We start from the raw sequence: 13,142 nt of genomic DNA, 5'->3' as shown, positions 1-13,142 counted from the left end.
GACACCGCGCGACCAACGGAGGACTGATGGTTGACCTGCCACCCGCGGACCCGGAGTTCGACGGTGTCATCAAGCCTTTTGCGAGGGATTCCACTCCCGCGAGGCCGTCGATCACGCGCCCACCGGCCGGGGCGCCGAACGTCGTCGTCGTGCTCCTCGACGACGTCGGCTTCGGCGCCCCATCGACGTTCGGTGGACCCGTCCCGACGCCCGCGCTGGACCGCGTGGCACGAGAAGGCTTGCGCTATAACCAGTTTCATACCACAGCGCTGTGCTCACCGACCCGCGCCGCATTGTTGACCGGGCGCAACCACCACACCGCGCACATGGGCACCATCTGCGAGATCGCCTACGGCTTCCCCGGGTACGACAGCGTGATACCGCAGAGCACGGCCACCGTCGCGCAGGTCTTGCGCATGAGCGGTTATGGCACGGCCCTGTTCGGCAAGGCACACTTCACGCCGACCTGGGAGACCGGCCCCGCCGGCCCGTTCGACCGCTGGCCCACCGGACTCGGGTTCGAACGGTTCTACGGTTTCCTGGGCGGCGACACCTCGCAATACGAGCCCGCCCTCTACGACCAGACCACACCCGTCGAGCCGCATCTCGGCCGCGACGACTACCACCTGAGCGAGGATCTGGCCGACAAGGCGATCGACTGGATTCGGTTGCAGCACACGTCGGCTCCCGACAAGCCGTTCTTCCTGTACTTCGCGCCGGGCGCGACGCACAGTCCCCATCACGTGTGGCCGCAGTGGGCTGAGGAGTTCGCCGGCCAATTCGACGACGGATGGGATGCGTTGCGGGAGCGCACATATGCCCGCCAGCTCGAGGCGGGGATCATCCCGCCCGGCACGCGGCTCACCCCACGCCCCGAGCAGATACCCGCCTGGGCGGACTACGACGACCGGTACAAGCCCGTGGCGCGCCGCCTGATGGAGGTCTACGCCGGCTTCCTGGCCCACACCGACGCCCAGATCGGGCGCCTCGTGGACGCCATCGACGAATTGGGGCGTTGGGAAGACACGCTGTTCGTCTACGTGTGTGGCGACAACGGGGCGTCGGCGGAGGGGACGATTCACGGGGCCTGGAGCTCGCCGGCCTTCCAGAATGGGCTGCCCGAGGATCCCGAGTGGCTGTTGGCACACATCGCCGACTTCGGAACGGCTCGCTGCGAGAACCACTACAACGTGGGGTGGGCCTGGGCGCTGGACGCACCGTTTCAGTGGATGAAGCAGGTGGCGTCGCATTTCGGCGGGACGCGCAACGGGCTGGCCATCTCGTGGCCGCGGGGGATCGGCGCGGCGGGGGAGCAGCGCAGCCAGTTCCACCACGTCATCGACATCGTCCCGACCATCCTCGACGCCGCCGGCATCGAGATGCCCGCCCGGGTCAACGGCGTGCAGCAGACACCCATCGAGGGTGTCAGCATGCGGTACTCGTTCGACGACGCCGCCACCGACAGCCGCCGAACCACGCAGTATTTCGAGATTTTCGGCAACCGCGCGGTCTACCACAACGGTTGGATGGCGTCCTGCTTTCACGGCCGGCTGCCGTGGGTCCGCACCGGGAGCCATCCGTTCGGTGACGGCGAGCGCTGGGAACTCTACGACCTCGCCGGCGACTTCAGTCAGAGTGTGGACCTGGCCGGCCGATACCCGGACAAACTGGCCGAGCTGCAGACCGTGTTCGACGCCGAGGCGCGCAAGTACGGCGTGTACCCCCTCAGTGACGCGACGCTGGCCCGGGCCCTGCCGGTCAACCGGCCGAGCCTGCTCGGCGAAAGAACTTCCGTCACTTACTTTCCCGGCCAGGTGCGCATCCCCGAAACCGCGACGCTGGCTTACACCAGCACGTCCTTCGAACTCCGGGCGCACCTACGGATACCGCCCGGCGGCGCGAAGGGCGTGGTCATCTGCATCGGTGGGGCGATGGCCGGGTGGAGTCTATACCTGCAAGACGGCGTCCCGGCTTTCGTCTACAACTATCTGGGGCACGAGCTCACCACCGTCGCCGGCCCGGGGGCCCTTCCGGAAGGCCCGGTGGCCCTTGGTCTTTCGTTCGCTTACGACGGCGGCGGGCTGGGCCGGGGCGCGTCGGCGTCGCTCCTGGTCGACGACGAGCTGGTGAGCAGCGGGCGCATCGAACGGACGGTGCCCTTCCGGTTCTCGATGAGCGGCGAGACGTTGGATGTCGGGGTCGACACCGGTTCGCCGGTTGCGCCGTACGGGCACGCCTTTGAATTCACGGGCGGTATCGACCGGATCGACGTCACCGTGTCCCCGCGTCCCGCCGACCTGGCCGCTGCGATCGCCGAGGCCGAGATGCGCTCCGCAGTGGCCGGGCAATGACGACGCGCACGCCACGGCGGCTTGCTACCGGCTTGCTACCCTCCACCGGTGCTGGGCGTGTGGAGCGGTCTCGTTCCTCTGATCCTCGGAAGCGCGCTGGAGCCGATCGAGATCGCGATCACGCTCATGCTGCTCGGCACCCCCGCTCGCCTGCGGGCGGCCGGCGCCTGGATCGCCGGCCATGCCACCACTCGCCTGCTGCAGGGCCTGATCTTCGGGACGATCCTCCATTGGGGTGCGCGCAGCGCCAACCCGACGTCCGCGCGCCACTGGATCGTGTCGACCGTGCTGTTGCTCGTCGCCCTGCTGTTCCTGGTCACCGCCGCGCGCGAGTGGCTCAGCGACGACGATCCGGGTGCCCCGCCGCCGAAGTGGATGACGATGCTGACGTCCGCCAGTCCCACCAAGGCGTTCTTCATCGGCGCCGGGGTCATGGCGGTGTCGGTCAAGGCGTGGGTCTTCACGCTCGCCGCGATCGGCGTCATCGGGGAGGCCGGGTTGGGCCACGCCGGCAACGTCGTCACGTACCTGGCCTTCGTCGGCCTCGCCGCCGGCGGGAACCTGCTCGTCGTCGGGGCGGCGGCGTTCTCGCCCCGCCACTCGGGCCCCGTGCTGGATCGGACCCTGCGCTGGGTCCAGGACAACGACCGGCCCATCGTGATCCTTGTGGGCCTCGTGTTCGGGATATGGTTCGGGCTCAAGGCCCTGCACGGTTTCGGGATTCTCTGAGCGCAAACCCGCTACTCTCCCCTCGGAGGCACGATGGTTCTCAAAGTTGCGGTATCACCGGACCTGATCCAGGGCGACGTCGACGCCGGCTACGGCAAGGTCGCCGACGCGTTCCGCGCGAATTTCCGTGACGGCTCCGAAGTCGGCGCCGCCGTCGCCGTCTACCGCGACGGCGTCAAGGTGGTGGACCTGTGGGGCGGCTACCGCAACGGGGCGACCAGGGACCCGTGGCAGCGCGACACGATGGTCAACATGTTCTCCACGACCAAGGGGGTCGCCGCCCTGGTGGTGGCGGTCGCGGTGTCCCGCGGGCTCCTTTCGTACGACGCCAGGGTCGCCGACTACTGGCCGGAGTTTGCGCAGGAGGGCAAGGGCGACGTCACGGTCCGCCAGCTGCTGGGGCACCAGGCCGGGCTGTGCGCGCTGAGCCCGAAGCCCACGCTGGAAGACGTGGCCGACCCAGGGCGCCTCGCCCCGATCCTGGCCGCCCAGACGCCGGCCTGGCGACCGGGTTCGCGGCACGGGTACCACGCGATCACCCTCGGCTGGTACAAGTCGGAGCTGATCCGTCGGACCGACCCCGCCGGCCGCACCCTGGGGCGGTTCATGGACGACGAGATCGTCCGCCCACTCGGCCTCGACCTGCACATCGGCCTGCCCGACTCGGTGGACCGTGCGCGCCTCGCCCACGTCCACAACTGGGTGCGCGCGGAAACGCTGCTGCACCTGGGCGTCATGCCGGTCGGCTTCCTCGGCGCCTCGCTCAACCCGGTCGGCCTGACGGCGCGGGCGGTGTCGGTCCCGCGCGGCGTCGACGCGTTCAACGGCGACTACAACCGCGACGACGTGCGCGCGGTCGAAATCCCGTCGGCCAACGGCATCGGCACCGCCCGGTCGGTGGCGCGCATGTACGGCAGCGCAGCCACCGGCGGCGCCGAACTGGGGTTGAGCGCCGACACTTTCGCGGCGCTGAAGGCGCCGGCGGTGTCGCCGACCCGGGGCGTTCGGGACAAGGTGATGCGCATCGACGTGGCGTATTCGCTCGGCCTCTGCAAGCCCGTCCCACGCTTCGAGTTCGGCTCCTCCGGCGAGGCCTTCGGAACACCCGGCTTCGGCGGCTCGTTCGGTTGCGCCGACCCGGAAACCGGGATCGGTTTCGCCTACGTCATGAACCGGCTGGGCTTTCACCTGTGGAGCGACCCGCGCGAACTCGCCCTGCGCCAGGCGCTGTTCCGCGACGTGCTGGGGGTCCGGCCGCAAAGCTGAGTTCTCGCGCGGGCACCGACCGTGGGCAACACGCTCGGCGGGGGCCGGCTCCTGCCCACTGGTGGCATCCTGGCCGTATGGGCCTGCTGTTCCGATTGGCGGAACTTCTGATCGTGCTGCTGCCACTCGCGGGGGTGCTGTTGGCCGCGGTGAGGGCGTTCACCAATCATCAGCGACGCGCCCTGCAACCGCCGCCGCTCGACCGGCCGCAGATCCCGGACAACGCCCGCACGGGCAACAACCCGGCGGCCCAGTGGACTTCGCTGCGACGCGTCATCGAGGAGCACAACCGCACCGACGAGCGATGGCTCGACTACGAGCTCGACGTCGCCAAGCTCCTCGACTTTCCACTGATGACGGACATGCGTGACCCTCTGACGATCGCCTTCCACAAAGCCAAGCTGCGGGCCGAATTCCTGCGCCCGGCCAAAGCCGAAGACCTGCTCGACGATCCGGAAGCCGCCGCCGGTTACCGGGCCGCGGTCGAGGACTACGTGACCGCGTTCAATGTCGCCGAGAGCGAGGCGATGCGCAAACGCCGCACTGGCTTCTCGCGGGCAGAGCAGCAGCGGATCGCCCGCGCCCAGAGCCTGTTGCGGGTGGCGTCGGATTCCGCGGCGGCGCCGCAGGAACGACAGAGCGCCTACGACGTGGCCCGCAGGGAACTCGACGGCCTGGTGGTGCTGCCGGCCACCACGCAGCTGGGCATCGAACGAGGGATTTCCGGGGAGATAGCGGGGTAGCGCCCGGCCCTCGGTGACCTTGTGCTCTTATCCCCGCGCGGGTGCCGAGAGCATCATGGCGCCATGATCGACTACCACCTGGACGCCGAACACTCCATTCTCGAGGTCCATCCGACGGCGGCGCTCGACAAAGACGACTTCGCCGAACTCGCCAAGGCGGTGGATCCGCACATCGAGGCCAAGGGCGACCTCGCCGGCCTGATCCTCAGCGCGCCGTCGTTCCCGGGCTGGGACAGCTTCGGGGCGCTGGTCACCCACTTCCGCTTCGTCCGCGATCACCAAAAGCACGTCAAGAAGATCGCGGTGGTCACCGACTCCCACCTCGGGGATGTCGCCGAGCACCTGACCTCCCACTTCGTCTCGGCGCAGATCCGGCACTTTCCCGCCGGGGACATCGACCAGGCGCGACAGTGGATCACCGGCGCGTAATGCGTTGAGCCCATTGCGTCGTCCCGACCCACCGCGTCACCAACACGTGTATCCGCCGTCGATCACCACGTCGGAGCCGGTCATGTAGCTGGATGCGTCGCTGGCCAGATACACGTACAGGCCCACGAGTTCCTCGGGCCGGCCCATCCGCCCCATCGGTATCTTGGGCTCCCACTGGGCGTGGTACTCGGACAGCGGCTCGACGAGTTCGGTGCGGATGTATCCGGGGCTGACGCTGTTGACGCGGATGTTGTGGGGGGCGAATTCCACGGCCATGGCCTTACTCATGTGGATGACCGCCGCCTTGGACGTGCAGTAGTGACCGACCCGCTGCGGCACGTTGATGATGTGGCCGGACATCGAGGCGGTGGTGATGATGCCCCCGCCGCTGCCCTGCCGGACCATCGCCCTGGCCGCCGCCTGGGCGGTGAGGAACACGCCGTTGACGTTGGTGCTCTGAATTCGCTGGAATTCCTCCGGCGACATGTCCAGCATGCCCTGCACCGCGACGATGCCGGCGTTGCACACCGCGATGTCGATGCCGCCCAGTTCGGCGGTCACCCGGTCCAGCATGGCGGCCACGTCGCCCGGCTGGGTCACGTCGCACCGGACGGGCACCACCCTGCCGTCACCGGCCGCTGCCAGCTCGTCGGCGACCCGCTCCAATGCCTCGAGATGCCTTGCGGCAACGGCAACCTGGGCCCCGGCCTCCAGGTAGGCCTGCGCCACCCGGAGGCCGATGCCGCTGGACGCGCCGGTGACCAGCGCCCTCTTACCTTGCAAGCCGAACAAGTCCATGACATTCATTCGATATCCCTATCCGCGAGTGACCTGCAATTGGTTCTAGTCTGTCCGCCATGGGCAAATTCAGCAGGGCCGAAATCGAACAAGCCGTCGCGAACTACACCGCCGTCGTCGAGAAATGCAGCGCGACGGGGGACTGGCGGCCTTTTGCCGACCTCTTCACCGAAGACGTCGTCTACACCGAGCACCACTACGGCGTCTACCACGGGCGCGAGGCGGTGCGCGACTGGATCGTCGCCGTCATGGCGCCGTTCCCGCACATGCGATTTCCGTCGGACTGGATCGCCTACGACGACGAGAACGACGCCGTGGTCATCATGATCAAGAACCTGCTCGACCACCCGACGGATCCCGACGGCGAGCCCTTCTGGTTCCCCAACTGGACGCGGCTGGTGTACGCCGGGAACGGGTTGTTCTCCAGCGAGGAGGACATCTACAACCCGAACCGGGACGCGCCCCGCGAGGTCGCCGCCTGGCTGCAGGCCGGCGGCCAGCTGGCCTCGACGGACTTCATCCAGCCCCAGGCAAGCGCCTAATCGCCCGAAGGGCACTGCGCGGCGGCGAATGCCAACGCTTCGTCGAGCATCGCCGACCACGATTGCCATCGGGCCCGATCGATGGCCGCCCATTCCCGGAACCGGCGGCCGGCAGGCGCAAAGGCCTCGGCCTCACCGCGTTCGACGAGCTCGCTCACCCTGGCCGCCGGAAGCTTGACCACCAACGCGGCGCTGCGCCGGTCGAACGAGGCGAAGAACCGACCGTCGACGCGCAGACAGGGCAGGCCCATCATCGTCGAGCGGATCACCGTGGCGCGGGACAGGAGTGGTTCGGCGAGGGACCAGAAGTCGGCTTCGGTGAACCCGCCCGTCACCCGGCCCGCTCCTCGCGGCTGGGCACCCGGCGATCGGCCCACGGATCGGCGCCCACGTCTTCGCCCTCGGCGGTCCGCCGCATCCGGTCGAGGTAGTGCGTCCAACCCCCGCGGTGGGCGTCGGCCGCGCCCCCTTCGAGCCCACGATGCAGAAGCGTGACCAGGGTGCCGCCGTCGTCCTGGGCGACCAGGTCGATCTCGACGGTGGTGGATCCGGGGGGTATCCCGACGTCGGCGCGCTCCCATCCGTAGGTGAACACGATCCGCCGCGGCGGCTCCAGCTCGACGTAGCGCCCCGACACCGTATCGCCGTTCGGGTGCGTCCAGCGGATCACACCCCCGGCGGTGGCATCCAGGACCGCATCCTGGGCCATCCACCGCCCGAAAAGCTCGGAGTCGGTGAACATTTCGAAGACCCGCTCCGGGCGAGCGCGCACCACCAGCTGCTGGACGACGAGCTTCATGGCGGGTCCATTTCGGCGGCCGCGCGCAGCCGTTCCAGCGGCGCGGCCCAGAAGTCGTCCAGCAACGCGGCGACTTCGGCGACCCGCGACAGGTCGGCCCGATACAGCCGCCGCGTCGAGTCCGCGCGCACATCGATCAAGCCGGCCTCGCGCAGGATCCGAAGGTGTTGGCTGGCAGCCGATTTCGACAGCCCGGCCGCCTCGGCGAGCTCGGATGCCGGCCGCTCTCGATCCCACACCAATCGCAGCATGGTCCGCCGGCCCGGGTGCGCCAGCGCCCGGATGGCATCCTCGACGGCGGGTTGCGTCATGGCGTGCGGCCCATGGCGGCCAGCAGCCGATCCTGCGCCGACGCCCCCGGCGGCACCGGCACCTCCGGCCCGACGATGCCGGCCTCCCGCCCACGCTCGGGCATGTCCGGCAAAAACATTGCGGCGCAAGCGCCCACCAGGTCGGGGTCCAGCCGATCGTCCTGCCCGGTCGCGCGGGCGAGGTCCCAACTGTGGATCAGCACGTCCATGAACGTTCCGGCGACGGCCTCGGCCACCGACCACTCGAAGCCCAAGGGGGAGACACAGACGCGCGCCGTCGCCCCCGGTGATGCCACCGCCGTCAGCACCCGTTCCACCCACGTCCGGTAGCCGGTGATCGGCGCGCCCTCGGGCGGGGCGGGCTCGGCGCCCGTCGCGGCAGCGAGCAGATACTGCGCGCCGCCGACCAAGTGATCGATCAGCGCCTGCACGCTCCACTCCGAGCACGGCGTCGGCCAACCCAATTGGTCGGGCCGCACCGCCTCCACGACGGCGACGGCTCGATCGGTCGCGGCGCGGTAGAGCGAGAGCGGGTCGGGCGCGTCCGCATTGTTTAGCATACGCTAAATTTAGCGATGGCTAAACAATCCTGTCAAGAAGCGTATCCGGGAAGGCCCGGTCAGCCGACCGCCGCCTTGCGCCGCCGCCCCCGCACCGCGCCCAGCGCCTGATCCCACGCGAGCAAGGTCGCCGCCTTCAGGTTGGCCGGCTTCACGCTGTCCCGCGAAAGCAGTGCGGTGGCAGCGGCTTTGGTGGCCGCCGACGCCTTGGACATGTGGCCACAGTCAAACGGCGGCTGCGGGTCGTATTCGATCGCGAGCTGGATCGCCTTCGCTCGGCCCTCCCCGGCGATCTCCCCGGCCAGCCAAAGCGCGAGGTCGAGTCCGGCGGACACCCCCGCGGCCGTGACGATGTTGTCCTGCCGCACGATGCGCTCGTCTCCGACGGGGATTGCGCCGAACGCCTTGAGCGCGGGCACGGTCAGCCAGTGCGACGTCGCGCGCCGGCCCTCGAGCAGTCCGGCGGCCGCCAGGATCACCGAGCCGGAACACACCGACGTCGTCCACGCGGCCGCCCGGGCGGAGCCGCGCAGCCAGTCGAGCAGCGCCTCGTCGCGGGCGTGCACCGGAGTCGCCGGTCCGCCCGGGACGAGAACCACGTCCGGCGAAGGGGTTTCGCTCAGTGAATGGGTGGCCCCGACGACCAGGACGCCGGAGTCGGCGGTCACCGGTCCCGGTTCGTGCCAGACGAAGCGCACCTCGGCGCCGGGTAGCTGGCGCAGCACCTCGTAGGGGCCGATCATGTCCAGTGCGGTGAACCCGGGATAGGTCACGATGGCGATCTGGGTCATCTGCGGTGTCCTTTCTCGATCAGGCGAATGCCTTGCGGTACTGATCCGGCGAGATGCCGACACGGCGAATGAAGTTGCGCCGCATGGTTTCCGCCGTCCCAAAGCCGCAGCGGGCGGCGATCGCGACGACGGTGTCGTCGGTTTCCTCGAGCTGGCGGCGCGCGGCCTCGGTGCGGACGCGTTCGACGTAGTGGCCCGGCGCCTCCCCGACCTCGTCGGTGAACACCCGGGTGAAGTGGCGCGGGCTCATCGCGATCCGGCCGGCCAGTTCGGCGATGCTGTGCGGCCCGCCCGGTTCGGCCTCGATGGCCTCCTGGATCTCGCGGATCGACGCGCGCTTGGCCCGCGGCATCCACACCGGCGCCGCGAACTGGGTCTGGCCACCGGGACGACGCAGGTACAGCACGAGCCAGCGGGCGACGGTCTGCGCGACCTCGGTGCCGTGATCGTCCTCGACCAGCGAGAGCGCCAGGTCGATCCCCGCGGTGACGCCCGCGGCCGTCCATACCGTGTCCGAGCTCCGGACGAAGATCGGATCGGGGTCGACGAGCACGGACGGGAACTCGCGGGCCAACCGCCCGGCGAAGGCCCAGTGCGTGGTCACCCGGCAGCCGTCCAGCAGGCCCGCCTCGGCCGCGAGAAACGCGCCCGTGCACACCGTGACGACGCGCCGCGCGGTTCCGGCGACCGCCTTGATCCAGCTCACCAGTTCCGCGTCGGAGCGGGCGCCGTCGACACCGCCGCCGCCCGGCACCACGACCGTGTCGATGCGGGAGTCCGGGTCGGGCAGCGGCGTGCCGGCGAAGGCCAGCCCGGTGGCGGTCGTCACCGGCTGCCCTCCGACCGAGCACACGTGCACGTCGTAACCGCCGTCGGTCAGCATCGCCGCACCGGAGAACACCTCGTGGGGCCCCACCACATCGAGCGCCTGAACGCCGGGGAAGCCGGCGATCACCACCTTGCGAACCATGGACTCAGTGTTCGCCGCGAGCCGCGATGTCGTCTACGCCTAGCACCCCACCATTTAGGACACGCCACCTGACCCCAGACGCCCGCACCGGCCTTGGCAGACTGTGCCCATGGCACAGATAACCTTGCGTGGAAATCCGATCAACACCGTCGGCGAACTCCCGGCCGTCGGGTCGCCCGCCCCTTCCTTCAACCTGACCGGCGGTGACCTCGGACCGGTCAGCAGCGAGCAGTTCAGCGGTAAGCCCGTGGTGCTGAACATCTTTCCCTCGGTCGACACACCGGTCTGCGCGACGAGCGTGCGCAAGTTCAACGAGCGCGCCGCCAGCGGCGGCGTCTCGGTGGTGTGCGTGTCCAAAGACCTGCCGTTCGCGTTCTCCCGCTTCTGCGGCGCCGAGGGCATCGAGAACGTGAAGACGGCGTCGGCATTCCGGGACAGCTTCGGCGAGGACTACGGCGTCACCATCACCGACGGCCCCATGGCCGGGCTGCTGGCCCGCGCCATCGTGGTGGTCGGCGCCGACGGCAACGTCGCCTACACCGAGCTGGTGCCCGAGATCGCCCAGGAGCCGGACTACGACGCCGCTCTGGCTGCGGTGGGCTAGTCCGGATCGCCACGGCGCCGGCGGTGCATCTCACCGCCGCGCGGGTCGATCATGTTGCGGAAGCTCTCCGCCGGGAAGACGCCGGCGCCCAGGCTCCTGACCCTCTCGGCCAACCCTCGGTCCGAGGTCACCACGAGAACCTCCTGTGGTGAGGCATCGGCGTGGACCAGCCGCACGATCTCGTCGTCGGCGGAGTTCGCGCGCGGCTTCGGCGCGTGCGCGATCCTGATCACCGATGCCGCGATCGGCGCCCGCGGCGGCCGCTCCAGCACCACCGTGACGTTCGCCCCCTGCGCGGCCGCCCAGCGCTCCAGCTTCTCCACCAGAGCGGCCGTCGCGGCGGCGCGGTCCTTCCACCAGCCGTCCGGGCGGCTGCCGATCACGTTCATGGCGTCGACGATCCACCGGCGGGCATCGGGTTCGGTCACGCCGTCCTCCTTCGCTGAATGCTTTGTGCCGCAGTCACTTCGAGATCATCAGGCCGAGGCTGATCACAACCAGCACGGTCAACGTCAGCAGCTGGGGCCACGGCCGCCACGGCGAGTCCTGGATCGCGTAGGACATCTCCTTCAGCGGCGAGGTCGGCGGCGGGGCCGCACGCTGCGCCGGAACCGGCCGGTGAAACTGATGGAAGTACAGCTGGATCAACGTGGCACCGATCCACAGTCCGCCCAGGAAGCTCACCGCCTCGACGCCGCGCCACAACAGGAGCGCGGCGATGGCCACGGTCAGCGCCATGAGGACGAGGTCCGAGGCGGCGGTGGCGGAAGCCCTGTCGCCGTACTGCTTGTCCAGCAGGGCGCGGCGTCGGCGGTAGGGCAGCGCGAAGAAGGCGAACTTTCCGATGACGTGGACGCCCAGAACCGCGACGATGACGGTGGCGACGGTATCGAGCACAGAATCTCCTGCAGGCATCGGCGGTGATCCGCCGGGTGTAGCGGGGCAACACATGGCGGGCGGGACCATTTCCGGTGTCGAAGGTGCCGGACGCGGTCACCGACTACAGTTTCCTCGTTGCACCGTCATCGACGATGGGAAGTGGCCAATGACGTCTTTAGCCGAGACGGACAGTCGGGTTGTCTCGCTGGCGCGGGGCATGCGGGAGCTGGTCCAAGCCGAGGCGGCCGAGTCCGAGCGGGCGCGCACGCTCACCAAGGCGATCGTCGACGAGATGTGGGCCACCGGGCTGATGTCGGCGTTCAACCCCGTCGCGGCCGGCGGAGTCGAGCCGTCATTCACCGAGATGATCGAAACCTGGATCGAAATGGCTTGGCAGGACGGCTCATTCGGCTGGATCGGCATCGCCAACCTGCCGTCGTCGTTCGCCGCGGCGGCGTACCTGCCCGACGAGGGTTTCGCCGAGGTGTTCACGGCGCACGACAACCGGGTCACCATGGGCGGGCAGTTCTTCCCGAACGGGCAGGGGACCGCGGTCGACGGCGGGTACCGGGTGAGCGGGGCGTGGAATTTCGGCTCGGGCACCGGTCACTCCGAGTACGTCGCGGCCGGCTTCTTCCCGATGGACGACGGCGAGATGCGCTGGATCAGCGAAGGCTTCCCCGAGATGCGGGTGGCCGTCATCCCGCGCGAGCAGATCAGCTTCAACGACGGCTGGTTCGTCCAAGGGCTCAAGGGGACCGGTTCCTACGACTACAGCGCCCAGGACGTGTTCGTGCCCGCGAGCCGCACGTTCGAACTGTTCGTCCGCGAGCCGTATCGGGGGGCCTCGCCGGCCACCCGCATGGGGCTCATGCCCGTCACCGCCGCCGGTCACGCGTCGTGGGCGCTGGGTGTCGCCAAGAGCATGCTCGACGACGTCCAGGAACTGGCGGCGACGAAATACCGGATGAGCGACATGGCCGCGCTGGCCAGCCGCCCGACGTTCCAGAAAGGCCTGGCCCATCACCGGGCGGCGTGGCGCGCCGCCCGCCTCCTGGTGCTCGACGCGTTCACCACCGCCGAGGCCGCCGTCGGCGCGGGCGAGGACCTGACACCGGCCCTGCGCGCGGACATGCGGGTGGCCGCCGTCTACGCCACCGACGTCGCGCGCGCCTGCGCCGAGTGGGCCCATCTGGTGGCGGGCACCAGCTCCATCCGCGAGGGCAGCCGCCTGGAGCGCGCCTTCCGCGACATCTACACCGGAACGCAGCACGCCTTCATCAGCGAGAAGGTGGCCATCGACGTGGCCCAGATCTGGCTGGGCATCATCGAGGACCAGCCGGGCCTGTGACGCCGGCTTGGTAGCGGGC

The 13,142-nt window shown here is 69.4% G+C and carries 17 protein-coding genes; 8 read left to right on the top strand and 9 right to left on the bottom strand.

What is annotated here, in order from left to right; genetic code table 11:
* Positions 1–26 precede the first annotated feature (26 nt).
* From BN971_RS03215 to BN971_RS03195, 5 genes are all read left to right on the top strand, one after another.
* A complete protein-coding gene (locus tag BN971_RS03215; protein WP_085181108.1) occupies positions 27–2,351 on the top strand; it encodes an arylsulfatase in 2,325 nt (774 codons plus the stop codon).
* 48 nt (positions 2,352–2,399) lie between these two features.
* Complete coding sequence (locus tag BN971_RS03210; RefSeq protein WP_245836747.1) at positions 2,400–3,080, top strand: GAP family protein; 681 nt, start codon at positions 2,400–2,402, stop codon at positions 3,078–3,080.
* A gap of 33 nt (positions 3,081–3,113) precedes the next feature.
* Positions 3,114–4,346 (top strand): serine hydrolase domain-containing protein, encoded by a 1,233-nt coding sequence (locus BN971_RS03205; protein WP_085181107.1) that lies wholly within the window; start codon positions 3,114–3,116, stop codon positions 4,344–4,346.
* A gap of 77 nt (positions 4,347–4,423) precedes the next feature.
* The gene (locus BN971_RS03200; RefSeq protein WP_085181106.1) at positions 4,424–5,089 is read left to right on the top strand and encodes a hypothetical protein; all 666 of its coding nucleotides are present in this window, start codon (positions 4,424–4,426) and stop codon (positions 5,087–5,089) included.
* A gap of 63 nt (positions 5,090–5,152) precedes the next feature.
* Entirely contained in the window at positions 5,153–5,518 is a 366-nt protein-coding gene (locus BN971_RS03195) for a SpoIIAA family protein (protein WP_085181105.1), read from the top strand.
* Between the two features lie 36 nt (positions 5,519–5,554).
* Here BN971_RS03195 and BN971_RS03190 read toward each other — a convergent pair whose 3' ends face one another.
* Positions 5,555–6,325, bottom strand: a complete 771-nt coding sequence (locus BN971_RS03190) for an SDR family oxidoreductase (RefSeq protein ID WP_090349781.1) — start codon at positions 6,323–6,325, stop codon at positions 5,555–5,557.
* Positions 6,326–6,375: 50 nt separating this feature from the next.
* Between BN971_RS03190 and BN971_RS03185 the strand changes: the two genes are divergently transcribed.
* Positions 6,376–6,858 carry a nuclear transport factor 2 family protein gene (locus BN971_RS03185; protein WP_085181103.1) on the top strand — a complete coding sequence of 161 codons (483 nt, stop codon included), beginning with the start codon at positions 6,376–6,378 and terminating at the stop codon, positions 6,856–6,858.
* On the opposite strand, the gene BN971_RS25270 is transcribed toward BN971_RS03185, so the two are convergent.
* Genes BN971_RS25270 through BN971_RS03155 form a run of 6 tightly spaced genes read right to left on the bottom strand, consistent with a single transcriptional unit; the run spans position 6,855 to position 10,289 of the window.
* On the bottom strand, positions 6,855–7,193 hold the full coding sequence (locus tag BN971_RS25270; protein WP_211279808.1) for a hypothetical protein: 339 nt from the start codon (positions 7,191–7,193) through the stop codon (positions 6,855–6,857). The two genes, BN971_RS03185 and BN971_RS25270, sit on opposite strands and share 4 nt — an antisense overlap.
* The gene (locus BN971_RS03175) at positions 7,190–7,657 is read right to left on the bottom strand and encodes an SRPBCC family protein (protein ID WP_085181102.1); all 468 of its coding nucleotides are present in this window, start codon (positions 7,655–7,657) and stop codon (positions 7,190–7,192) included. The genes BN971_RS25270 and BN971_RS03175 overlap by 4 nt, the downstream gene beginning before the upstream one ends.
* On the bottom strand, positions 7,654–7,968 hold the full coding sequence (locus tag BN971_RS03170; RefSeq protein ID WP_085181101.1) for an ArsR/SmtB family transcription factor: 315 nt from the start codon (positions 7,966–7,968) through the stop codon (positions 7,654–7,656). The genes BN971_RS03175 and BN971_RS03170 overlap by 4 nt, the downstream gene beginning before the upstream one ends.
* The gene (locus tag BN971_RS03165; protein WP_085181100.1) at positions 7,965–8,528 is read right to left on the bottom strand and encodes a TIGR03086 family metal-binding protein; all 564 of its coding nucleotides are present in this window, start codon (positions 8,526–8,528) and stop codon (positions 7,965–7,967) included. Before BN971_RS03165 ends, BN971_RS03170 begins: the two co-directional genes overlap by 4 nt.
* Before the next feature lie 59 nt (positions 8,529–8,587).
* On the bottom strand, positions 8,588–9,319 hold the full coding sequence (locus BN971_RS03160; RefSeq protein ID WP_085181099.1) for a DJ-1/PfpI family protein: 732 nt from the start codon (positions 9,317–9,319) through the stop codon (positions 8,588–8,590).
* A 19-nt stretch (positions 9,320–9,338) separates the two neighbouring features.
* Positions 9,339–10,289, bottom strand: coding sequence for a GlxA family transcriptional regulator (locus tag BN971_RS03155; RefSeq protein ID WP_085181098.1), 951 nt, complete (start codon positions 10,287–10,289; stop codon positions 9,339–9,341).
* Between the two features lie 109 nt (positions 10,290–10,398).
* Here BN971_RS03155 and tpx point away from each other — a divergent pair, with 109 nt between their 5' ends.
* Positions 10,399–10,893: a thiol peroxidase gene (tpx, locus tag BN971_RS03150; RefSeq protein ID WP_085181097.1), complete on the top strand. Its 495-nt coding sequence runs from the start codon at positions 10,399–10,401 to the stop codon at positions 10,891–10,893.
* Here the strand turns inward: tpx and BN971_RS03145 are convergent.
* A complete protein-coding gene (locus BN971_RS03145; RefSeq protein ID WP_085181157.1) occupies positions 10,890–11,282 on the bottom strand; it encodes an NYN domain-containing protein in 393 nt (130 codons plus the stop codon). The genes tpx and BN971_RS03145 overlap by 4 nt on opposite strands.
* Positions 11,283–11,355: 73 nt before the next feature.
* Positions 11,356–11,790: a hypothetical protein gene (locus tag BN971_RS03140; RefSeq protein WP_085181096.1), complete on the bottom strand. Its 435-nt coding sequence runs from the start codon at positions 11,788–11,790 to the stop codon at positions 11,356–11,358.
* 148 nt (positions 11,791–11,938) lie between these two features.
* Here BN971_RS03140 and BN971_RS03135 point away from each other — a divergent pair, with 148 nt between their 5' ends.
* Positions 11,939–13,123: an acyl-CoA dehydrogenase family protein gene (locus BN971_RS03135; RefSeq protein WP_085181095.1), complete on the top strand. Its 1,185-nt coding sequence runs from the start codon at positions 11,939–11,941 to the stop codon at positions 13,121–13,123.
* Positions 13,124–13,142 lie beyond the last annotated feature (19 nt).

This window comes from Mycobacterium bohemicum DSM 44277, assembly GCF_001053185.1.
In the GTDB taxonomy this organism is placed as follows: Bacteria; Actinomycetota; Actinomycetes; order Mycobacteriales; family Mycobacteriaceae; genus Mycobacterium; species Mycobacterium bohemicum.
This window is presented reverse-complemented; position numbering and strand designations above follow the sequence as displayed.

What these genes read in the sequence shown, in the direction of transcription:
- BN971_RS03165 (WP_085181100.1), bottom strand. Translation starts at nt 8,528, where the DNA reads ATGCTAAACAATGCGGACGCGCCCGACCCGCTCTCGCTCTACCGCGCC.
- BN971_RS03195 (WP_085181105.1), top strand. Translation starts at nt 5,153, where the DNA reads ATGATCGACTACCACCTGGACGCCGAACACTCCATTCTCGAGGTCCAT.
- BN971_RS03145 (WP_085181157.1), bottom strand. Translation starts at nt 11,282, where the DNA reads ATGAACGTGATCGGCAGCCGCCCGGACGGCTGGTGGAAGGACCGCGCC.
- BN971_RS03185 (WP_085181103.1), top strand. Translation starts at nt 6,376, where the DNA reads ATGGGCAAATTCAGCAGGGCCGAAATCGAACAAGCCGTCGCGAACTAC.
- BN971_RS03160 (WP_085181099.1), bottom strand. Translation starts at nt 9,319, where the DNA reads ATGACCCAGATCGCCATCGTGACCTATCCCGGGTTCACCGCACTGGAC.
- BN971_RS03155 (WP_085181098.1), bottom strand. Translation starts at nt 10,289, where the DNA reads ATGGTTCGCAAGGTGGTGATCGCCGGCTTCCCCGGCGTTCAGGCGCTC.
- BN971_RS03135 (WP_085181095.1), top strand. Translation starts at nt 11,939, where the DNA reads ATGACGTCTTTAGCCGAGACGGACAGTCGGGTTGTCTCGCTGGCGCGG.
- BN971_RS03175 (WP_085181102.1), bottom strand. Translation starts at nt 7,657, where the DNA reads ATGAAGCTCGTCGTCCAGCAGCTGGTGGTGCGCGCTCGCCCGGAGCGG.
- BN971_RS03170 (WP_085181101.1), bottom strand. Translation starts at nt 7,968, where the DNA reads ATGACGCAACCCGCCGTCGAGGATGCCATCCGGGCGCTGGCGCACCCG.
- tpx (WP_085181097.1), top strand. Translation starts at nt 10,399, where the DNA reads ATGGCACAGATAACCTTGCGTGGAAATCCGATCAACACCGTCGGCGAA.
- BN971_RS03215 (WP_085181108.1), top strand. Translation starts at nt 27, where the DNA reads ATGGTTGACCTGCCACCCGCGGACCCGGAGTTCGACGGTGTCATCAAG.
- BN971_RS03190 (WP_090349781.1), bottom strand. Translation starts at nt 6,325, where the DNA reads ATGAATGTCATGGACTTGTTCGGCTTGCAAGGTAAGAGGGCGCTGGTC.
- BN971_RS03205 (WP_085181107.1), top strand. Translation starts at nt 3,114, where the DNA reads ATGGTTCTCAAAGTTGCGGTATCACCGGACCTGATCCAGGGCGACGTC.
- BN971_RS03200 (WP_085181106.1), top strand. Translation starts at nt 4,424, where the DNA reads ATGGGCCTGCTGTTCCGATTGGCGGAACTTCTGATCGTGCTGCTGCCA.